Annotated in this window: 20 protein-coding genes; 7 read left to right on the plus strand and 13 right to left on the minus strand. The window is 74.1% G+C overall.

What is annotated here, in order from left to right:
• Positions 1-57 precede the first annotated feature (57 nt).
• Genes ACFPL3_RS06435 through ACFPL3_RS06445 form a run of 3 tightly spaced genes read left to right on the plus strand, consistent with a single transcriptional unit; the run spans position 58 to position 2,212 of the window.
• Positions 58-786 (plus strand): 2-phosphosulfolactate phosphatase, encoded by a 729-nt coding sequence (locus tag ACFPL3_RS06435; protein WP_379588522.1) that lies wholly within the window; start codon positions 58-60, stop codon positions 784-786.
• Positions 786-1,568 (plus strand): MBL fold metallo-hydrolase, encoded by a 783-nt coding sequence (locus tag ACFPL3_RS06440; RefSeq protein ID WP_343946595.1) that lies wholly within the window; start codon positions 786-788, stop codon positions 1,566-1,568. The genes ACFPL3_RS06435 and ACFPL3_RS06440 overlap by 1 nt, the downstream gene beginning before the upstream one ends.
• The gene (locus ACFPL3_RS06445) at positions 1,565-2,212 is read left to right on the plus strand and encodes a TenA family protein (protein ID WP_343946594.1); all 648 of its coding nucleotides are present in this window, start codon (positions 1,565-1,567) and stop codon (positions 2,210-2,212) included. The genes ACFPL3_RS06440 and ACFPL3_RS06445 overlap by 4 nt, the downstream gene beginning before the upstream one ends.
• A gap of 3 nt (positions 2,213-2,215) precedes the next feature.
• Here the strand turns inward: ACFPL3_RS06445 and ACFPL3_RS06450 are convergent, their stop codons facing one another.
• Positions 2,216-3,013 (minus strand): LLM class flavin-dependent oxidoreductase, encoded by a 798-nt coding sequence (locus ACFPL3_RS06450; RefSeq protein ID WP_343946593.1) that lies wholly within the window; start codon positions 3,011-3,013, stop codon positions 2,216-2,218.
• 180 nt (positions 3,014-3,193) lie between these two features.
• On the opposite strand from ACFPL3_RS06450, the gene ACFPL3_RS06455 reads away from it, so the two are divergent.
• Positions 3,194-5,059, plus strand: a complete 1,866-nt coding sequence (locus ACFPL3_RS06455) for a S9 family peptidase (protein WP_343946592.1) — start codon at positions 3,194-3,196, stop codon at positions 5,057-5,059.
• A gap of 3 nt (positions 5,060-5,062) precedes the next feature.
• Here the strand turns inward: ACFPL3_RS06455 and ACFPL3_RS06460 are convergent, their stop codons facing one another.
• Positions 5,063-6,562, minus strand: a complete 1,500-nt coding sequence (locus tag ACFPL3_RS06460; protein ID WP_379588524.1) for a serine/threonine-protein kinase — start codon at positions 6,560-6,562, stop codon at positions 5,063-5,065.
• A 293-nt stretch (positions 6,563-6,855) separates the two neighbouring features.
• Here ACFPL3_RS06460 and ACFPL3_RS06465 point away from each other — a divergent pair, with 293 nt between their 5' ends.
• Positions 6,856-7,293, plus strand: a complete 438-nt coding sequence (locus tag ACFPL3_RS06465) for a CBS domain-containing protein (RefSeq protein ID WP_343947010.1) — start codon at positions 6,856-6,858, stop codon at positions 7,291-7,293.
• 19 nt (positions 7,294-7,312) lie between these two features.
• Here the strand turns inward: ACFPL3_RS06465 and ACFPL3_RS06470 are convergent, their stop codons facing one another.
• Positions 7,313-7,594 (minus strand): hypothetical protein, encoded by a 282-nt coding sequence (locus ACFPL3_RS06470; protein ID WP_343947011.1) that lies wholly within the window; start codon positions 7,592-7,594, stop codon positions 7,313-7,315.
• Entirely contained in the window at positions 7,546-8,610 is a 1,065-nt protein-coding gene (locus ACFPL3_RS06475) for an MFS transporter (protein WP_343947012.1), read from the minus strand. Before ACFPL3_RS06475 ends, ACFPL3_RS06470 begins: the two co-directional genes overlap by 49 nt.
• Positions 8,611-8,706: 96 nt before the next feature.
• Between ACFPL3_RS06475 and ACFPL3_RS06480 the strand changes: the two genes are divergently transcribed.
• Positions 8,707-9,585, plus strand: coding sequence for a LysR family transcriptional regulator (locus ACFPL3_RS06480; RefSeq protein WP_343947013.1), 879 nt, complete (start codon positions 8,707-8,709; stop codon positions 9,583-9,585).
• A 14-nt stretch (positions 9,586-9,599) separates the two neighbouring features.
• Here ACFPL3_RS06480 and ACFPL3_RS06485 read toward each other — a convergent pair whose 3' ends face one another.
• Positions 9,600-10,223 (minus strand): mycothiol-dependent nitroreductase Rv2466c family protein, encoded by a 624-nt coding sequence (locus tag ACFPL3_RS06485; RefSeq protein WP_343947014.1) that lies wholly within the window; start codon positions 10,221-10,223, stop codon positions 9,600-9,602.
• Positions 10,224-10,378: 155 nt separating this feature from the next.
• Between ACFPL3_RS06485 and pepN the strand changes: the two genes are divergently transcribed.
• A complete protein-coding gene (pepN, locus tag ACFPL3_RS06490) occupies positions 10,379-12,928 on the plus strand; it encodes an aminopeptidase N (RefSeq protein WP_343947015.1) in 2,550 nt (849 codons plus the stop codon).
• 49 nt (positions 12,929-12,977) lie between these two features.
• Here pepN and lipB read toward each other — a convergent pair whose 3' ends face one another.
• The 8 genes from lipB to ACFPL3_RS06530 form a co-directional block, all read right to left on the minus strand.
• Complete coding sequence (gene lipB, locus ACFPL3_RS06495; protein WP_343947016.1) at positions 12,978-13,670, minus strand: lipoyl(octanoyl) transferase LipB; 693 nt, start codon at positions 13,668-13,670, stop codon at positions 12,978-12,980.
• On the minus strand, positions 13,671-14,030 hold the full coding sequence (locus ACFPL3_RS06500) for a hypothetical protein (RefSeq protein ID WP_379588528.1): 360 nt from the start codon (positions 14,028-14,030) through the stop codon (positions 13,671-13,673).
• Between the two features lie 208 nt (positions 14,031-14,238).
• Complete coding sequence (locus ACFPL3_RS06505) at positions 14,239-14,766, minus strand: DUF5130 family protein (protein WP_379588530.1); 528 nt, start codon at positions 14,764-14,766, stop codon at positions 14,239-14,241.
• A complete protein-coding gene (gene ctaJ / locus ACFPL3_RS06510; RefSeq protein ID WP_343947018.1) occupies positions 14,753-15,028 on the minus strand; it encodes an aa3-type cytochrome oxidase subunit CtaJ in 276 nt (91 codons plus the stop codon). Before ctaJ ends, ACFPL3_RS06505 begins: the two co-directional genes overlap by 14 nt.
• A 59-nt stretch (positions 15,029-15,087) precedes the next feature.
• Entirely contained in the window at positions 15,088-16,341 is a 1,254-nt protein-coding gene (locus tag ACFPL3_RS06515) for a nucleotide sugar dehydrogenase (RefSeq protein WP_343947019.1), read from the minus strand.
• Between the two features lie 11 nt (positions 16,342-16,352).
• Positions 16,353-17,300 (minus strand): NAD-dependent epimerase/dehydratase family protein, encoded by a 948-nt coding sequence (locus ACFPL3_RS06520; protein WP_343947020.1) that lies wholly within the window; start codon positions 17,298-17,300, stop codon positions 16,353-16,355.
• Complete coding sequence (locus ACFPL3_RS06525; RefSeq protein ID WP_343947021.1) at positions 17,297-18,628, minus strand: nucleotide sugar dehydrogenase; 1,332 nt, start codon at positions 18,626-18,628, stop codon at positions 17,297-17,299. Before ACFPL3_RS06525 ends, ACFPL3_RS06520 begins: the two co-directional genes overlap by 4 nt.
• A gap of 32 nt (positions 18,629-18,660) precedes the next feature.
• A complete protein-coding gene (locus ACFPL3_RS06530) occupies positions 18,661-19,410 on the minus strand; it encodes a nucleotidyltransferase family protein (RefSeq protein WP_343947022.1) in 750 nt (249 codons plus the stop codon).
• Between the last annotated feature and the right edge of the window lie 179 nt (positions 19,411-19,589).

Here is a 19,589-nt window from a genome sequence, read left to right on the forward strand (position 1 = left end):
ACTGGGATCACCTCGCTACCGTCAGTGCCTGACGGCGGCCCGGGTAGCGTCCGGCCCGTGCTTCCCACCACAGCGCGCCCGGAACACCGCCAGCTCGACCACGGCGTCCGGCTGGAGTGGGGGCGGGAAGGCGCCGCGCTGCTGGCCGCCGAGTGCGCCGTCGTGGTCGTCGTGGACGTGCTGTCGTTCTCCACCGCCGTCGACGTGGCGGTGGGCCGCGGCGCCGCGGTGCTGCCGCTGCGCTGGGCCGACCCCGACCACCCGCCCGCCACCGGGGTGGTCCGGGCGGGCCCGCGGGGCGGAGCGGGCCCGTCGCTGTCCCCCGCGTCGCTCACCGGGCTGGCGGCGGGCACCCGCCTCGCGCTGCCCTCCCCCAACGGGGCCACGCTCTGCGCCGCCGTCGCCGCCACGGGCGCCGTGCTGCTCGCGGGCTGCCTGCGCAACGCCTCCGCCGTGGCGGCCGCGGCGCGGGCCGTCGGCGGACCGGTCGGGATCGTGCCCGCGGGCGAGCGGTGGCCGGACGACTCGATGCGCGTGGCGGTCGAGGACGCGCTCGGGGCGGGCGCCGTCGCGGCCGCGCTGGCGGACCGGTCCCCCGAAGCCGAGCTCGCCGTGGCGCAGTTCGCCGCCGCGCGCGAGCGCGGGCTCGCGGACGTGCTCGCCGCCTCGTCCTCCGGGCGGGAACTGCACGCCGACGGGTTCGCGGCCGACGTCGAGCTCGCCGCGCAGCTCGACGCCAGCTCGGTGGTCCCGCGGCTGCGGGACGGGTTCCTGCAGGCCGCGTGATGGACGGGCGCTGGCTCGAGGTCGGGGACGGCGTGTTCGCCCGCCGGTACGCCGAGCTGGACCTCACGGTCGGGCTCGTGCTCGGCGCCGAGCGCGCCCTCGTGGTGGACACCCGCGGCGACGCCCGCCAGGGTGCCGAGCTCGCCGCGGCGGTGCTGGCGATCACCTCCCTGCCGCTGTCCGTCGCGATCACGCACGCGCACTTCGACCACTGCTTCGGCACCGCCGCGTTCGCCCCCGCCCCGGTGCACGCGCTGCCCCGCTGCCGGGAGGTCCTGGTTGCCACCGCGGCCGCCCAGCGGGCCCGGTGGGTGGCCCACTACCGCGACCACGACCCGGGCACCGCCGACGCCCTCGCGGCCACCGATCCCCCGCTGCCCGACGCGGACGCGCCGGTCGTGCTCGACCTCGGCGGCCGCCGCGCCGAGCTGCTGCACCCCGGCCGCGGCCACACCGACCACGACCTGGTCGTGGCGGTGCCCGACGCGGGCGTCGTGTTCGCGGGCGACCTCGTGGAGCAGGGCGCCCCACCGGACCTGGAGGACGCCGTGGTGCCCGAGTGGCCCGCCACGCTGGACGCGCTGCTCGCCCTGCGGCCGCGCACCGTGGTGCCCGGCCACGGCGAGCCGGTGGACCCCGCGTTCGTCGCCGGGCAGCGGGCCGAGCTGGCCGAGGTCGCGGCGCTGTACGACGCCGTGGCGCGGGGCGCGCTCACCGCCGCGGAGGCGGCCCGCCGCTCCCCCTACCCGGACGTCCCGTGGCCGATAGGGTCCCCGGAGTGACGTTCTCAGCGCAGCTGCGGGACCTGACCGGACCCACCTGGGACGCGGCCGTGGGGCACCGGTTCGTCGACGAGATCTGGCGGGGCGCGCTCGACACCGACGTGCTCACGACCTACCTCGTGCAGGACCACCAGTTCGTCGACGCGTTCCTCGCGCTGATGGGCGCCGCGGTGGCCACGGCCGACCGCGCGGACGCCCGCGTGGTGCACGCCCGCCAGCTCGGCGTGGTGGCGGGCCCGGAGAACGACTTCTTCGCCCGTGCCCTCGACACCCTCGACGTGCCCCTCGCCGACCGCACCGAACCCGTGCTGCTCGAGCCGACGCGCGGCTTCATCGAGCTGATGGACACCGCCCGCCGCAGCGCCGACTACCCGTCGTGCCTCGCCGTGCTCCTCGTGGCCGAGTGGCTCTACCTGGACTGGGCCACCCGCCCGGAGGAGGCGCCGCCGGAGGAGCCGCTGCAGGCCGAGTGGATCGCCCTGCACAGCGGCCGGGCGTTCACCGCGTGGGTGGACTTCCTGCGCGCCGAGTTCGACCGCGCCTGCACCGACCTGGAGCGGGCCCACCGCGACCGGGTGCAGGAGCTGTTCGTGCGCGCCGCGGACCTCGAGCTGGCGTTCTTCGACGCCGCCTACCAGGGCTGAGCCCTACGCCCGCTCCGCGCACGCGTCGATCAGCGGCCGCGGGTCGGGCGCCTCGCCGGTGGGCTGGAACACCACCGTGGTGGCCCCGGCCTCGGCCAGGGTGCTGACCGCCTCGTCGACGCGCGCCGCGAGCCGCGGCGCGGACGTGTCGAGCTCCACGAACACCACCGTGTCGAACGGCTCCCCCGCCAGACCGCCGCCGGCCCGCCCGGCGGCCGAGTGGGCCACGCCGTCGCGGATCTGGTCGACCGAGAGCACCGAGTCGAGGATGACGCCGTCGGCCACCTCCCCGGCCAGGCTCACCGTCTTGGGCCCGCGGCCGCCCACGAGCAGGGGCGGCGGCACCGACGGCGGCCAGTCGAGCGTGACGTCGCGCAGGCGCACGTAGCGGCCCTCGACATCGACGGTGCGGCTGTGCAGCAGATCGCGCACCGCGGTGGTGTACTCCCGCAGCAGCGTCATCGGCGAGGGCACCCGGGCACCCACCTGCTCCATCCACTCCAGGACGCCGTGGCCGAGTCCCGGGCGGAACCGGCCGGGGAACAACCGGGCCACGGTGGCGATCTCGATCGCCGCGAGCGCCGGGTTGCGCAGCGGCACCGGCAGCAGCCCGACGCCGACGTGGAGCCGCTCGGTGCAGGCCAGCGCGGCCGTGGCCGTGCTGATGCCGCCCTCGAAGAAGCAGTCCTCCCACAGCCACAGCTGCGCGATCCCGGCCGCGTCGGCCGACCGCGCCACCTCGGGCAGATCCTCGGGCGGGCACTGGGGGCGGAAGGTCACGCCGACCGTCGGTTCCGTCATGGTCGCGATCACACCACGGTGGCCCGACACCAACTGGAAACACGTCGTCACTTGCGCCGGTGGCATGCCGCGTCGTCCACTCGACAGGAGGGACGCGAACGCGGCGGGCCGCGGCCGGGACGGCGCCGCCCACCGAGTACGTTCCAGGCCGGCGATCAGCAGGAAGGGGGCTGTGACGAGATGGAGAACGTGGCGATGCCGGGATTCACCGAGCGACGGCTCGCTCGCCTCGGGGGCGGCACGGACGCGCCCGGGCTCTTCCCCACCCGTTACCTCGATCCGGCCCCGTCGCCGGACGGTGCCCTGCTCGCCTGGATCTCCGATCGCGACGGCCGTCCCCGGGTCTGGGTCGCTCCGCTGCCCCCGGAGGGCAGGGCGGTGGTGGAGCCGGACCGGCCGCTGCCCGCCGGTGGTGACGTCGAGGCGATGTGCTGGTCGCCCGACGGCCTCTGGATCGCCTGCCAGGTGGCCCCGCACGGCGGGGAGCGCACCGGCGTGCAGGTGGTCTCACCGGACGGCAGCGACCTGCGCGACCTCGCACCCGGCGCGGCGGCCGCCACCCTCGGGGTGTGGTCGCCCACCGGCCGCCAGCTCGGGATCACGATCTACGCCGAGGGCTCCGGCGACGGGCAGGCCTGCCTCGTCGACCTCCGCGACGGCACGTCCGTCGTGCTCGCCTCCGGCCCGGCGCCGCACGTGTGCGCGGTGAGCGGCGACGGCAGGCGCGCGGTCGTGCGGCTGGGCCCCGAGGGCGCGCGGCGGCTCGAGCTGGTGGACCTGCGCAGCGGCCGGCGCACCGAGCTGCTTCCCGGCGGCGCCGGCGTGGCCGACGCCCGCTTCGGCGTCACCGGCCGCCAGCTCTACGTGCACACCGACGCCGGCCGCGAGCGGCCCGCCCTCCTCGCCGTCACCCTCCGCGGGTCGAGCGGGGTCTCCGCCGTCTACCCCATCGCCGAGCGGCCCGACGACGACCTCGACCTGGTGGCCCTCGACCCCGCAGGCGTCCGCGCCGCGCTGTCCTGGAACGTCGACGGGCGCAGCGAGGTGGAGCTGCTCGACCTGCGCTCCGGCCTGCTCGAACCCGTCGTGCCGGTGCCCGGCGACGTCGTCACCGGCGCCGCGTTCACCCTCGACGGCAACGCGCTGATCCTCGCGAACGAGGGCCCGGCGGTCTCCCCGCGCCTGTCACGCATCGCACTCGACGTCCACAGCGACGCCACCCCGTTGCTGCGGCCCGCCAAGCAGCTCGGGGCGTCGTTCGTGGAGCCCACGCTGCACGAGTTCCGCGGCGAGGACGGGCTGCGCCTGTCGGGCTGGCTGTTCCGCCCCCGCGGGGCGCTGGGCCCGCAGCCCACGCTGATCTGGCTGCACGGCCCCGAGTCGCAGGAGCGGCCCGCCTTCCAGCCGCTCTTCCAGGCGCTCACCGCGGAGGGCGTGGCCGTCTTCGCGCCGAACGTGCGCGGCTCCGGCGGCTACGGGCGCACGTTCCGCGCCGCCGACGACGGCGAGCGCCGGTTCGCCGCCATCGCGGACGTCCGCGCGGCCGTCGACTTCGTGGTGTCGGCGGGCATCGCCGACCCGGCCCGGGTCGGGGTGTCCGGCCGCTCCTACGGCGGATACCTCGCGCTCGCGGCGCTGGCCTGGTACCCGGAGCTGTTCTCCGTCGGCGTCGACGTGTGCGGCATCTCCGACTTCGCCACGTTCTACGCCCGCACCGAGCCCTGGATCGCCGCGGCGGCCGCCGCCGAGTACGGCGACCCGCACACCGACGCCGACCTGCTGCAGGAGCTCTCACCGCTGCAGCGCGTCGACCGCATCACCGCGCCCCTGCTCGTGGTGCACGGCACCCACGACACCCAGGTGCCGGTCGACGAGGCGCAGCAGGTGGTCGACGCGCTGCGCGAGCGCGGGGCGAGCCCCGGCTTCCTGCTCCTCGAGGACGAGGGCCACGAGGTGCGCGGCCGGGACAACCGCGTGGTGTTCGTCCGCGAGGTGGTGCGGTGGGTGGTGGCCCACCTGCGTGGGCTGTCCGAGCAGACGGCGTGATCGTCAGAGCCTGCTGAACGACTGCATGATCGGCTGCCCGTCGTCGTCCGTGCCGATCACGAACCGGTAGGGCTCGCTCGACGTGCCGCCGTCGCGCCGGGTGAACACCACGGTGCCCTCCACGGTGTTGCCGCCGGTCTGACGGGCGTTCTGCAGGCTCACCGAGGCCACTTCCGACCAGAAGCGGTCGTACCCGCCCCGCCCGCCGGACGCGGCCTGCGCCTGGGAGCCGAGCAGCCGCCACGCCGACTCGGTGTCGCCGGGCAGCAGGCCGTAGTAGTTCTGGACGAACGCGACGGCGTCGGTGGCCGGCGCGCCGCTGGGGGTCGTGGTCGGCGCGGCGGCGGGAGCGCTGGTGGCCGGGGGCGGGGTGGTGGGCTGCGGCGCGCTGGTCGTCGCGGGCGCGCTGACGGCGGGTTGCGCGGAGGGCGCGCCACCGGCGCCCGGGTCGTTGCTGGTGAGGATCGCGACCGTGACCCCCGCGCCGACGGCGAGGACGCCGAGCGCGGCGAGCAGCAGGGGCATCCTGCGGTTGCGCCCCCGCCGCGCCGGCTCGGGACGGGGCGCGTCCGACAGCGTGGGCGGACCGGACCGGGCGGGCGGCACCACGGCGGTGCTCACCGGCGCCGCGGCGGCGAGCGGAGCCAGTCCGGGGTCGCTGCCCGCGATCACGGCGGCGAACGCGTCGCGGGCCTGCGCGGCCGACGGCCGGTCGTCGGGCTCGCGGCTCAGCAGCCGCATGATCATGTCGACGACCGGGCCGTCCTGCTTCGGGCGCCGCACCTGCTCGGTGGCCACCTTGTGCAGGAGGGCGTAGGCGTTGTCGTCGAGCCCGAACGGCGGGGTGCCCTCCACGGCCGCGTACAGCGTGGCGCCGAGCGCGAACACGTCCGACGCGGCGGTGGGGTTGAGCCCGCGCGCCACCTCCGGGGACAGGAACGCGGGCGTGCCCGCGATCAGGCCGGTGCGGGTGAGCTGCACGTCGTCGACCGCACGGGAGACCCCGAAGTCGGTGAGCTTGACCCGGCCGTCGTCGGCGATCAGCACGTTGCCCGGCTTGACGTCGCGGTGGGTGACGCCCGCGAGGTGGGCGGCGGCGAGCCCGTCGGCCACCTGGCGCCCGATGTCACCGACCTGCTCCGGGGGCAGCGGGCCCTTGTCGCCGAGCACCTGGGCGAGCGACCGCGACGGCAGGTACTCCATCACCAGCCACGGCCGGTCCTCGTGCACCACCACGTCGAACATGCTGATCACGTGCGGGTGCTGCAGGCGGGCCCCGATGCGGCCCTCGCGCAGGATGCGCTGGCGCGACACCTCGAGCGCGTCGTTGCCCGCCGCGGTGGGCGGCGCGGCGGCCGCGAGGAGCTCCTTCACCGCCACCGTGCGGTTGAGCAGCTCGTCGGTGGCACGCCAGACCGCACCCATGGCACCGGCGCCGATGCGCTCGTCGAGCCGGTAGCGGCCGCCGACGCGGACGGGGGTGTCATCGGATGCGGGGCTCATCGCCCGCAAGGGTAGCCAGGTGCGCTGAGAGCACGCTCATGGCCGCCCCCGCGTCCGAACGGGTGACGACGTCGTAATCCGGACGGTGCAGTGGCGCCACGCGGGCGTCCCGGAGGGACGCCGCGGCGCGCGCCCCGGAACCGTCCCGAACCGCCCGTCGCACCGACCGTTCGGCGCACAGGATCAGGCATCGGTGACGGACCGTGCGTCTTTCCGGTGACGGCCCCGTCGCGCGGAAGCGGGAGGTGGCCCCGCGGGGGCACGATGGTCACACCGCGCGGCGCAGAGGAGAGATGATGAAGATCGCTGACATCCTCGACAACAAGGGCTCGACGGTCCACACCGTGCTGCCGTGGCTCACGGTCGCGGAAGTGGTCGAGCGCCTCGGCCGGCACGGGATCGGGGCCGTGCTGGTGTGCGACGAGAACCACGCCATCCAGGGCATCGTGTCCGAGCGCGACATCGTGCGCGCCCTGCGCAAGCACGGCGCGCAGCTGCTCACCATGCCCGTGAGCGAGGTGATGACCCGCTACGTCCAGACCGCGGGCCCCGACGAGACGGTGGCCCACGCGATGGCCCGGATGACGGCGGGCCGCTACCGCCACCTGCCGGTGCTGGAGCACGGCAAGCTCGTGGGCATGGTCAGCATCGGCGACCTCGTGAAGCACCGGGTGCGCGAGATGGAGCTGGAGACCGGCGTGCTGCGCGACGCGCTGATCTCGAGGTACTGACCCCGCCGCTCCGGACGGGTCAGGGGCGCCGCCGATCCAGCACCCACAGCAGCGCGGCCGCGCCGGACGCGACGGCCGTGCACAGGAACGCCGGGCTGTCGGCGAGCGAGCCCATCACCGCGACGCCGACGGTCGCACCCGTCTGCCGGACCGCGTTCAGCAGGCCGCCGGCGGTGCCTGCGGTGCCCGCCGGGGCGGCCGCGACGACGACGGTGACGAGTGCGGGCAGCGTGAGCGACACCCCCACCCCGATCAGCAGCAGCCCGGCGCCGAGCACCGGGTACGGCGCGCGGCCGGCCATGCCGCGAGCAGCGCCGGGCCCGCGACCAGCAGCCCGAGGCCCGTGAGAACGGGAAGCCGCGCACCGCGGGCGGCGAGCAGGCGCGCGGTGAGCGGCGGGCCGATCACGGTCGGGAGCGTGAGCGGCAGGAACGCCAGCCCCGCGAGCAAGGGGGCGAGGCCGTGGTCGTCCTGCAGGAGCGACGTGGTGGTGAACAGGACGCCGGCGAGCACGAGGTTGACCGCCGCGCCCACCGCGAGGCCGGCGGCCACCCCCGGCGCACGCAGGAGCGCGGGCGGCACCGCGGGCGTCGCGGCCCGCCGCTCCCAGCGCACGAACAGGACCGCGCCGATCACCGCGGGCACCACCGCCAGCGGCTGGGCGGCGACGACCCCCTCGGTGACCGAGGCGAGCACGACGCAGGCGGCGAGCTGCGGGCGAAGTCCCACCCGCCCCGGCGTCGGCGCGGGGCCGGCGAGGCGCCCGGTCAGGGCGAGCCCCAGCGCGGCGAGCGGGACGTTGACCAGGAAGACGGCCCGCCACCCACCGAGGTCGACCAGCAACCCCCCGACGGGCGGCCCGACGGCGAGCGCGGCACCGGTCGTCGCCGCCCAGGTGCCGAGCGCCCGCGCCCGCCTCTGCGGGTCCGGGTGCAGGTGCGCGATCAGCGCGAGCGAGCTCGGCAGGCACGCCGCGGCGGCCACCCCGAGCACCGCCCGCAGTCCGATCAGGACGCCCGCCGTCGGCGCGGCCGCGCAGACCAGCGACAGCAGGCCGAACGCCGCGATCCCCCGGCGGAACACGCGCGCCGCACCGATCCGGTCGGCGGCCGCCCCGCCGGCGAGGAGGAACGCGGCGAACGTGACGGTGTAGGCGTCGACCACCCACTGCTGCTCGGCGGACGACGCGCCGGTCGCGGACCGCAGGTCGGGCAGCGCGACGGTCAGCACGGTCGTGTCGAGGAGCACCACGAAGTACGCGAGGGAGATCCCGAGCAGCCGCGAGGTGGACGTGGCGGTGGGCGAAGCGGTCGTCACGGCGTCGACCCTGCGGGCCGGGCGGCCCCACGGCCAACAGGCCGGCCCGGCGGCTGCGTTCGGCTTTCCCGAACGCCGCGGACCTAGGCTGGTGGGGTGGACCTGCGGCACCTGCGCGTCTTCCTCGCCGTCGCGGAGACGGGCACCGTCGCGGCGGGTGCCGAACGCGCCGGGTTGTCGCGCGCCACCGTGTCCGAGCAGGTCCGAGCCCTGGAGGGCACCCTCGGCGTCACGCTCTTCCAGCGTGGGCGCGACGGCATGGCGCTCACCGAACCCGGGAGGCGGCTGGTGCCGGCCGCGCGGCAGCTGCTCGACCACGCCGACGCCGTGCGGCGCCTCGTCACCGACGCGCGGACCACCGTCCGGGTCGGCACGCTGGAGACGCTGCTCGCCACCCGCCTCCCCGGCGTCGTCACCCGGCTCGCCGACCGCCGCCCCGACCTGCGCCTGGACGTCCGTTCGATGATGCGCGAGCCGCTCCTGCGCGCGGTCGCCGCGGGCGAGCTGGACGCCGCGCTCCTCCTCGACGTCGGCACGTCGCTCGGGGAGCTCGGGTTCGACGCCGACGTCGGCGCGCTGGAGTTCGTCGACATCGGCTCCGTCGGGCTGCACCTCACCGCCCGGCCGGGGAACCGGCTGGTGACGGCCGGCCCGCTCGCGGCGGCAGACCTGGCCGGCGAACCGCTCCTGGTCACGCCGCCCGGCTGCTCGTTCCGCATGGCCGTGGGCCGGTTGCTCGGGCCGGACGGGCCGCGCACCGAACTCGCCAGCGTCTCCACCGTCAAGGCGTGGGTCGCGCAGGGCCAGGGCATCGCGCTGCTGCCGGACTTCGCCGTCGCCGGCGACCTGGCCGACGGCACGCTGGTGCCGCTACCGCTGCACGACCCGCCCCGACCGCTCGCCCTGCGGGTCGTCTGGCGGGGCGGCGACGAGGATCGCGGAGTGCGCGACGCGCTCTACGCGCTCGTCTCCTGAACGGACCCGACCCGCTAGTCGAACTCCGGGCCCTCGGTGCGGGTGCGCTTCAGCTCGAAGAAGTGGGGGTAGGACGCGAGCAGGCGCGCGCCGTCGAACACGCGGCCCGCGTCCTCGCCGCGCGGGATGCGGGAGAGCACGGGGCCGAAGAAGGCCACCCCGTCGACGTGGATGGTGGGGGTGCCGACGTCGAGGCCCACGGGGTCCATCCCGCGGTGGTGGCTCGCGCGCAGCTCCTCGTCGTACTCGGTGGACGTGGCGGCGTCGGCGAGGCTCGCGGGGAGGTCCAGCTCGGCGAGCGCCTCCTTGATCACCACGTCGAAGTCCTTGTTGCCCTCGTTGTGGATGCGGGTGCCGAGCGCGGTGTAGAGGGGCTCGAGCACCTCGGCGCCCTCGGAGCGCGCCGCGGCGATTGCGACCCGGACGGGTCCCCACGCGCGGTCCATCATCTTGCGGTACTCCTCGGGCAGGTCCCGACCCTCGTTGAGCACCGCGAGGCTCATCACGTGCCAGGTGATCTCGACGTCACGCACCGCGCGTACCTCGAGCATCCACCGCGACGTGATCCACGCCCACGGGCACAGCGGGTCGAACCAGAAATCGACGCGGGCGGTCGCGGCGGGTGCGGCACTGGGCACGGTTGCTCCTCGGATCGACCTCGATCTACGCAGGCACCAACCCGCCGTACCGGCCCGGCATTCCGCGACCTCCCGATCTCGACGGCGCCCGCCCGGCGCACGTGGTTGGATCGGCAGCCTGTCCGAGGTTCCCCCGACCCAGGAGTGCCGTCCGCATGGCCCCTCCCAACCTGACCCGCACCGACGCCGAGCGCCGGGCCGCGCTGCTGGAGGTCGTCGACTACACCGTCGAGCTCGACCTCACAGACGGCGCCGGAAACCCGGGTGACGCGACGTTCGCCACCGCGACGACCGTCCGGTTCCGCTGCGCCGAGCCCGGCGCCGACAGCTGGATCGACTTCGTGGGTCCCGCGGTGGCCGAGGCCACGCTGAACGGTGAGCCGCTCGACGTGTCCGGCTACCGCGAGGAGGACGGGATCGCGCTGCCCGGGCTGGCGGCGGAGAACGAGCTGCGGGTGGTGGCCACCGGCAGCTACATGAACACCGGTGAGGGCCTGCACCGGTTCGTCGACCCGGTCGACGGCTCGGTCTACCTGTACTCGCAGTTCGAGACGGCCGACGCCAAGCGGATGTTCGCCTGCTTCGACCAGCCCGACCTGAAGGCCCGCTACACCCTCACGGTCACCGCGCCCGAGGACTGGAAGGTCGTCTCCAACGCGGCGGCCGAGAGTGTGGCGGGCGGCGTGCACCGGTTCGCCACCACCGAGCTCATGCCGACCTACCTGGTGGCGCTGATCGCCGGCCCGTACGCCGAGTGGCGGGACGAACACAAAGACGATCAGGGGGAAATCCCTCTTGGTATCTACTGCCGCGCCTCGCTCGCCGAGCACATGGACGCCGAGCGGCTGTTCACCGAGACCAAGCAGGGCTTCGACTTCTACCACCGCAACTTCGGCGTGCGGTACCCGTTCGGCAAGTACGACCAGCTGTTCGTGCCCGAGTTCAACGCGGGCGCGATGGAGAACGCAGGCGCGGTCACGTTCCTGGAGGACTACGTCTTCCGCTCCCGCGTCACCCGGTTCCTCTACGAGCGCCGCGCCGAGACCGTGCTGCACGAGATGGCGCACATGTGGTTCGGCGACCTCGTCACGATGCGCTGGTGGGACGACCTGTGGCTGAACGAGTCGTTCGCCACCTTCGCCTCGGTGCTCTGCCAGGCGGAGGCCACCGAGTACCGCAACGCGTGGACCACGTTCGCCAACGTGGAGAAGTCCTGGGCCTACCGGCAGGACCAACTGCCCTCCACGCACCCCGTGGCCGCCGACATCCCCGACCTGCAGGCCGTCGAGGTGAACTTCGACGGGATCACCTACGCCAAGGGCGCGTCGGTGCTCAAGCAGCTCGTGGCGTACGTCGGGCTGGAGCCGTTCCTCGCGGGGCTGCGCACCTACTTCCAGCGGCACGCGTGGGGCAACGCCACCTTCGACGACCTGATCGCCGCGCTCGAGGAGTCCTCGGGCCGCGACCTGTCCGACTGGGGCGCCCAGTGGCTGCGCACCACCGGCCTGAACCTGCTGCGCCCCTCGTTCGAGGTGGACGGCGAGGGCCGGTTCACCCGCTTCGCGGTGGTGCAGGGCGGGGCCCGCCCGGGCGCAGGCGAGCTGCGCACGCACCGGCTCGCGGTGGGCGTGTACGACGACCGCGACGGCAAGCTGGTGCGCACCGAGCGCGTGGAGGTCGACGTCGCGGGCGAGCGCACCGAGGTGCCGCAGCTCGTCGGGGTATCGCGCGGCAAGCTCGTGCTGGTCAACGACGACGACCTCACCTACTGCGCGCTGCGCCTCGACCCCGGGTCGCTCGCCACGCTCGTCGACCGCATCGGCGACATCGCCGACCCGCTGCCGCGCACGCTGTGCTGGTCGGCGGCATGGGAGATGACGCGGGAGGCCGAGCTCAAGGCCCGCGACTTCGTGGCACTCGTGGCGGGCGGGTTCGGCGCCGAGTCCGAGGTGGGCGTCGTGCAGCGGCTGCTGATGCAGGCCCAGACCGCGGTGGCCTCCTACGCCGACGAGGAGTGGGCGGCCGAGCGCGGCTGGCCCCTGCTGGTCGATTCCCTGCTGTTCCGGCTCGACACCGCGCCGGCGGGCTCGGACGCGCAGCTCGCCGTGGTCAACGCGCTCACCGGCAGCGTGCTCTACACGTCGGTGCTGGAGGGCATGCGCGGATGGCTCGACGACATCGACGTGCCGGACGGGCTCACCGTCGACACCGACCTGCGCTGGCGGCTCCTGCACGCGCTCGTGGCGCACGGCCACGCCCACGAGGCCGAGATCGACGCCGAGCTGGAGCGCGACCCCACGTCCACCGGGCAGCGGCAGGCCGAGCGGGCCCGCGCGCTCATCCCCACGGCGGAGGCCAAGGAGCGGGCCTGGGACCGCGCCGTGCACGACGACGAGATCCCGAACGCCGTGCAGGAGGCCATCATCAGCGGCTTCGCCCACCCGGCGCAGCGCGGGCTGCTCGGCGGGTACGTCGAGCGCTACTTCGCCGAGGTCGCCGAGGTGTGGTCGCGGCGCACGAGCGAGCGGGCCCAGCAGGTGGTGGTGGGGCTGTTCCCGTCGTGGGCGGTGGACAAGTCCACGGTGGAGGCCGCCGACGCGTGGCTGGCCGACGAGTCCCACCCGCCCGCCCTGCGCCGCCTGGTGTCGGAAGGCCGGGCCGGGATCGTTCGCGCGCTGGGCGCGAGGGAGTTCGACCGGTCCTAGACGCCCCCGAGGGCGCCCCCGGGAGTTCAGGAAAGCCACATTCAGGGCCTCAGCGGCCCTGAATGTGGCTTTCCTGTACCGCCGGGTCGAGGGCGGCGCCGGCACCCAGCGCCGACGCCAGCGCGTCGCGGACCTCGGCCTCCGTGGGCACCGGCCGGCCCTGCTCGTCGGCCAGCACCCGCAGGGAGGTCATGGGGTCGGCCAGGCCGCAGGCGACGAACTGGCCGAAGGCCGTCATGTCGGGGTCGACGTTCAGCGCGAAGCCGTGGCTGCTGACACCGCCGCGGATGCGCATCCCGATCGAGGCGATCTTGCGGTGGTCGGGCGTCCAGACGCCGACGAGGCTGGAGCCGCCCGGCGGGGTCTGCCTGCGGACGGCGGGGAAGCCCAGCACGTCCAGCGCGTCGATGACGCCCTGTTCCATCCAGCGGACGACGTCGGCGGGGCCGCGGTCGCGGACGTGGGCGACGAGGTAGCCGACGACCTGGCCGGGCCCGTGGTAGGTGGCCTGCCCGCCGCGGTCGACCTCGACCACCGGAAGGCCGGAGGCCGCGGGCGGGAGGTCGGCGGGCGAGGTGCGGGCGCCGTAGGTGACGATCGGCGGGTGGGACAGCAGGAACAGGCGGTCGCCCGTGGTGCCCGCCTGGCACTGCGCCACCCAGTCCTGCATGGCGGCAGTGGCGGTGTGGTACTCGACCTCACCCAGGTCGACGCGGGTGAGGCCGGGGAAGACCCGGGTCACTCAGCGGCCGATGCCCACGCCGCGCAGGAGGCGCCGCCAGGCGCTGTCGGCCGCGCGGTACTCCCCGCACGCGGAGCGGCCGCAGGCGCCGCAGTCGGAGCCGGGCCGGTAGTGCTCGTGCGCCTCGGGGCCGTGGCCGCACAGGCAGGGGTCGACGACGGTGTGCTGCTCGGGGGGCTGCGGCGGGTCGGCCGGCAGCGTGACCGACTCCCCGGGCGACTCCTGCCGCTGCACGGGGAAGGAGTCGAGGTCGGGGATGGCCGGCATGCCCGTGGGTGGCGTGAGGACGGACGAGCCCGTGGTGCCACGACGGCCGCGACGCTTGTCGCCTGCCGGTCGTCCCTGAGCCGCCTCACCCATGTAGGTTCCCGCCCTTCATCAGTCCGTGACCCCGAGGGGCCGTGGACGCACAGTATGCGACGCGGACCACGTGGTCGACCATCACCAACTGGTGTTGAAGCTCGGAGGTTACGGTCGATCTGTTACCGGTCGCAACGCATGCTCGGGCGGGGGTACCCGCCGGTGAGCGGTCGGGAAACGGCGGTTCCCGGTCGGCGGGCGGGCCGGGTCAGCGCGTGCGGCGGCGGCCGCCGGCCTGGTCGGCCAGCATGCGCAGGCCGCTGAGCAGCCCGCCGAAGAGGTCGCCCTCCTTGAAGGAGGCCACCATGCTCATGACGGCGAGCTTGGCGCCGCGGTCGGGCAGGCGGGTGCGCGCCTCCGCTCCGCTGAGGACCTCGACGTACCGCTGCCCGGGGCTCACGGCCACGAGCACGGCCTCGGGGGAATCCTCGAGCTGGTCGTGCAGCTCGGCCACCCGCTCCGTGGGCTCCGGGCCGAGGTCGCCGATGTACACCGAGAAGCGCAGGCCGGTCTCCCGGCTGGCGAGGGTGATCGCCTCGTCGAGGCGGGCCATCTGGACCGGCGTGAACGGCTGGTCGGCGCGGTCCGGGTCCTCGAACTCCTCCGCGCGCGAGATCCGGCCGGAGGCGGTGACGACCGCGCCCACGGGCAGCTCGTCGCTGCCGGGGTGGGCGACGGCGGTGCCGGTGCCGCCGTGGTCGGTGGTGCTCCCGGGGTGCTCCTCACCAGCTGCCACGGGCACCTCCTCGCTCGGCGCCGGCGCGGGCGCCCACGAGGGCGGGGCTGCGGTCGGCGGGGTGGTGGTCGTCGTGGCCCGCGGCGGGCAGTTGCGCGCCCTCCGGGTTGGCCGTCCACCACATCGGTTCGTGCGGCCACGGCTGACCCACTCGGTACCGGGGCCTGCGGGCCATCCGCGGTGCGACGACGAGCAACACGATACCCAGGTACAACGCCACCGAGGGCACCGCGAAGTAGAGGATCGTCTCCCACACGCTCACGTGCTGGAACGATAGTCGACCGGCCCGCGGCGGCCGCACCGGGCGGGGCGGGCCCGACCTCACAGCCGCTCCGCCGCCGATCCGAGCCGGTTGCGGGTGTCGAGGACGCGGTCGGCCCACCGCTCGAGCAGCGGCCAGTCCAGCGCGTCGTGGTCGGTGAGCACGAGCACCAGGTCGGCGCGCCCGAGGTGCTCGGGCGTGAGAGGCACGAGGTGGACGAACGACGGCACCTGCTGGGGGTCGATCAGGGGGTCCACGGCGGCGAGCAGGGCCCCCTGATCGGCCAGCCTGTGCGCGACCTCGAGTGCGGGCGATTCGCGCGCGTCGCCCGAGTTCGGCTTGTACGCGAGGCCGATGAGCAGGATCGAGCTGCCGTTGACGGACCTGTACCCGCGGTTCAGGCGCTCGGCCACGCGCGTGACGACGTAGTCCGGCATGTGCTCGTTGACGTCGTTGGCGATGTCGATGAAGCGGAAGTTGCTCCCCACGGCGCGCCGCACCTGCCACTGCAGGTAGGAGGGGTCGATCGGCAGGCAGTGGCCGCCCACGCCGGGCCCGGGCGTGAACTTCATGAACCCGAACGGCTTGGTCGCCGCGGCGTCGAGGACCGCCCAGACGTCGATCCCGAGCCCGTGGCAGTACATCGCGAGCTCGTTGACCAGCGCGATGTTCACGTGGCGGAAGGTGTTCTCGAGCAGTTTGGCCAGCTCCGCCTCGCGGATCGCCCGCACCGGCACGACCCGGTCCACCAGCTGCTCGTAGAAACGGGTGACCCTATCGAGCGACCGCTCGTCGACCCCGGCAACGATCTTCGGTGTGTTCTGCAGCGACCACCTCGGGTTGCCGGGGTCGATCCGCTCGGGGCTGTAACCGACGTGGAAGTCGCGCCCGGCGCGCAACGCGGTCCCCGCCTCCAGCGACGGGATGAAGAGGTCCTCGGTGGTGCCGGGATAGGTGGTCGACTCCAGCACGACGCAGCACCCGGGCCTCAGGTGCCCGCCGAGTTCGACGGCGGCGGCCTCGACGTGGCTCAGGTCCGGCGCCCCGTCCCGCAGCGGGGTCGGCACCGACACGACAGCGAGCTCGAAACCGGCGAGGTCCGCGGCATCGGACGTGGGGTGGTACCGGCCGGAGGCGAGCATCCGCGCCAGCTGCGCGCCGCTCACGTCGTCGATGAACGACTCCGCGCGGCGCAGCGACTCGACGCGGCGCTTGTCGGTGTCGTAGCCCACGACGTCGTGCCCCACGTCGACCGCGCGCACCGCCAGCGGCAGCCCGACGTAGCCCTGTCCGATCACGACCGTTCGTGCCATGGGCGGGCCCCTCACCCCGATCGAGCGCGGTACCAGGCGAACGTCCGCCGCACGCCCTCCTCCAACGGCACCCGCGGCTCGTACCCGGTGAGCGCGCGGAGCTTCGTCAGATCGGGGACCCGGCGCGCGACCGCGCCGGGCGGTGCCGGGAGCGCCTGCAGGTCCGGGGTGAAGTCCGCCAGCCGGAGCACCAGCTTGGCGAGGTCCGCGATGACCGTCTCGGTGTCGGAGCCGACGTGCACGATCTCCCCGACGGCGGCGTCCGCGTCCATCAGGCGGACGACGGCATCGGTCGCGTCGTCGACGTAGCAGAACGCGCGGGCCTGGTCGGCGCCCCACACGCGGAACGGGTTCTCGCGCCGGATCGCCCGAACGGACATCTCCCCGATCACGTGGTCGGTACCCGCCCGCGGCCCGTACACGTTGTGGAACCGGCCGATCACGAAGGGGAACCCCTTCGCCCGCGCCGTGTGCACGACCGCCGCCTCGCCCCACATCTTGCTGATCGCGTAGGTGAACCTGGGTGCCGTGACGTCCTCGACCACCAGCGGGACGGTCTCCGGTGTCGGAACGGCCACGAGGCCGGCGTTGACGCCGCCCGCGTAGGTCTCGCTCGTCGACGCGAAGAACAGGCGCGCCCCCGGCTCGATCCAGTCGAGCAGGTTCAGCACGGCGAGGGTGTTCACGCGCAGCACCCGCGCGGGATCGCCCACCACGTTCCGCACGCCGAGGACGGCCACGAGCAGGTAGACCTCGTCCCAACCACGCGGGAGCCGGTCGTAGGCGTCGCGGCGCGTGAGATCCGCGGGGATGACCGGTACGTCGAGCCGGGCGAGCTCGGTGTCCTGCCGGCCCCGGGAGAAGTCGTCGACGATCGTCACCGACCGCCCGGCCTCGAGCAGCCGCCGCGTGAGGTGCACGCCGATGAACCCGGCCCCGCCCAGCACGAGCGCCCTCATGCGACCACCCCGCTCGGCGGTACCCGCGACGGCTCCGAGCGCTCGAAGCCGAGGGCCGCGTAGTGCACGCCGCACGCGGTCACCCGCTCGGCGTCGAGGACTCGCCACGAGTCGAACACGAACTTCAGCCGCGAGCTCGCGAGCGCGGTGGGCACGTCGATGGCCCGGTAGTCGGGGTGGTCGGTGACGATCAGGACACCGTCGGCCGCCCGGAACCCCTCTGCGAGGTCGACGGGCTCACCGCCGTGGTCGCGGATGACCTCGCGCCGCACCCGCGGGTCGTGCCCCAGCACCCTGATCCCGGCCGCGGTGAAGACGGGCATCATGGCCGTGATCGGGGTGCCGCGCATGTCGTCCGTGGGCGGCCACCCCTTGTAGGCCCAGCCGAGGACGGTCAGGGTGCCGCCGCGCCCACCCGGCATGAGGTCGACCACGCGCCGCGCGACGTGGACCGGCAGGTTCTCGTTCACCGTGCGCGCGGTTCTGATCAGCTGCGGGGTGTACCCGTGGCGCTCGGCCCCCGAGAGCAGCAGATACGGGTCCTTCGACAGGCACCCCCCGCCCACGTACCCGGGCTTCGCGATGTCCGGCCGCGGGTAGTCCAGGTTCGTCGCCCTGATGACCTCCAACGGGTCCAGTCCGAGGCGCTCGGTGAGCATCGCGATCTCGTTGCCGAACGAGTAGATGACGTCCGTGTGGCAGTTGTTCGCGAGCTTGACCAGTTCGGCGGTCTCGAGGCTCGACACCGGCACCAGCTGCCTCGCCAGGCCGCGGAAGAGGTCGAGCCCCAGTTCGAGGCTGTCCTGGTCGATCCCCCCGATGACCTGCGGCAGCTCGACCAGCTCGCGCAGGGCCTGCCCCTGGATCGTCCGCTCGGGGGCCATCACGAGCCGCGCCGCCCCCCATTCCCGCACGAGCGGCGGGAGGACGAAGCGGCGGCCGGCCCCCACCGGCACGGTGCTGCGCACCACGACGAGCGTGCCGGGTCTGCACCGCTCGGCGACGTGTTCGGTGGCCGCGACGAGGTTGTCCAGGTACGGCTCGTGCGTCGCGGAGTCGACCGGGGTGGAGACGCAGATGACGACCGCGTCCAACGCGCCCTCGGGCAGCCGCGACGCCACGAAGATCTTCTTGCCGACGAGTTCCGCGAAGGCCTCGCCCACCCCCGGCTCGAAGATGTGCGGTTCGCCCCGGGACAGGCTGTCGACGACCGCGGGCTGCACGTCGACGCCGTGCACCTCGTAGCTGCCCCTGCGGGCCATGGCCGCGGCCAAGGTGAGGCCGACGTACCCCATGCCGACGACCCCGACCTTCCAGTTCCGCGTCACCGACGCTCTCCAGCCGTTTCCCGCATCGCCGGTCACGAAGCGAACCCCACCTGCGATACGGACCGGACGGGCGGCAGCAGAATGGACCGGTACTCGTCGAAGGAACGGTTCGCCTCGTCGTAGTCCTCGGGACGACCGATGTCGAGCCAGTAACCGTCGAACTCGAACGCACGCGGCTTCTGACCGCGGGCCAGGAGGTCGAGGACGAGATCGTCGAAGCCGAACGGGACGTTCCGGGGGTACGCGGCAAGGGTTTTGCGGGACATCGCGTAAACGCCCATGCTCACGCGGTAGTTCAGGGTGGGTTTCTCCTGGAACCGCACGATGTGGCCGCGGTCGGTCTCGAGGGTGCCAAAATCGATCTTCACGTTGCGCTGGTACGTGGCCACGGTCAGCGGCGCGTGCGCCTCGATGTGGCAGCGCAGCAGATCGGCGTAGTTGAGATCCGTGAGCACGTCCCCGTTCATCACGATGAAATGCTCGGGGAGTCGATCGAGGAAGTTCAGGACCGGCCCGATGGTGTGCAGCGGCCGTTCTTCCTCGGAGTAGTCGACCTCGAGGTCCCATCGCGACCCGTCACCCACGAATGCGCGGATCAGCGAGCCCAGATGGCCTATCGCCAGGGTGATGCGGGTGAACCCCTGGATGCGCAGCTGCTGCAGGATGATGTCGAGGACCGCGTACTCCTCGCCGATCGGCACCAACGGCTTCGGAAAAGCGGTGGTGTATGGCCTCAGCCGGACCCCCCGACCGCCGGCGAGAATCGCAACGTGCATGGCCATCTTCCCCTCACGTACACCTTCCCCGTGGAGCCGCCGCGGTAACGCGCCGTGCACACGCGGATACGCCCGGAGACCGCGTGATCACGGTCCGCCCGGCCCGCACAGGATCTGCTGCGCGAACCGGCCGAAGCGTCACACCGCCCCCAGCGACCCCTCGACTCTCGGTGGACGAGTTCGAT

This window comes from Pseudonocardia zijingensis, from assembly GCF_042657305.1.
Taxonomy (GTDB): domain Bacteria; phylum Actinomycetota; class Actinomycetes; order Mycobacteriales; family Pseudonocardiaceae; genus Pseudonocardia; species Pseudonocardia zijingensis.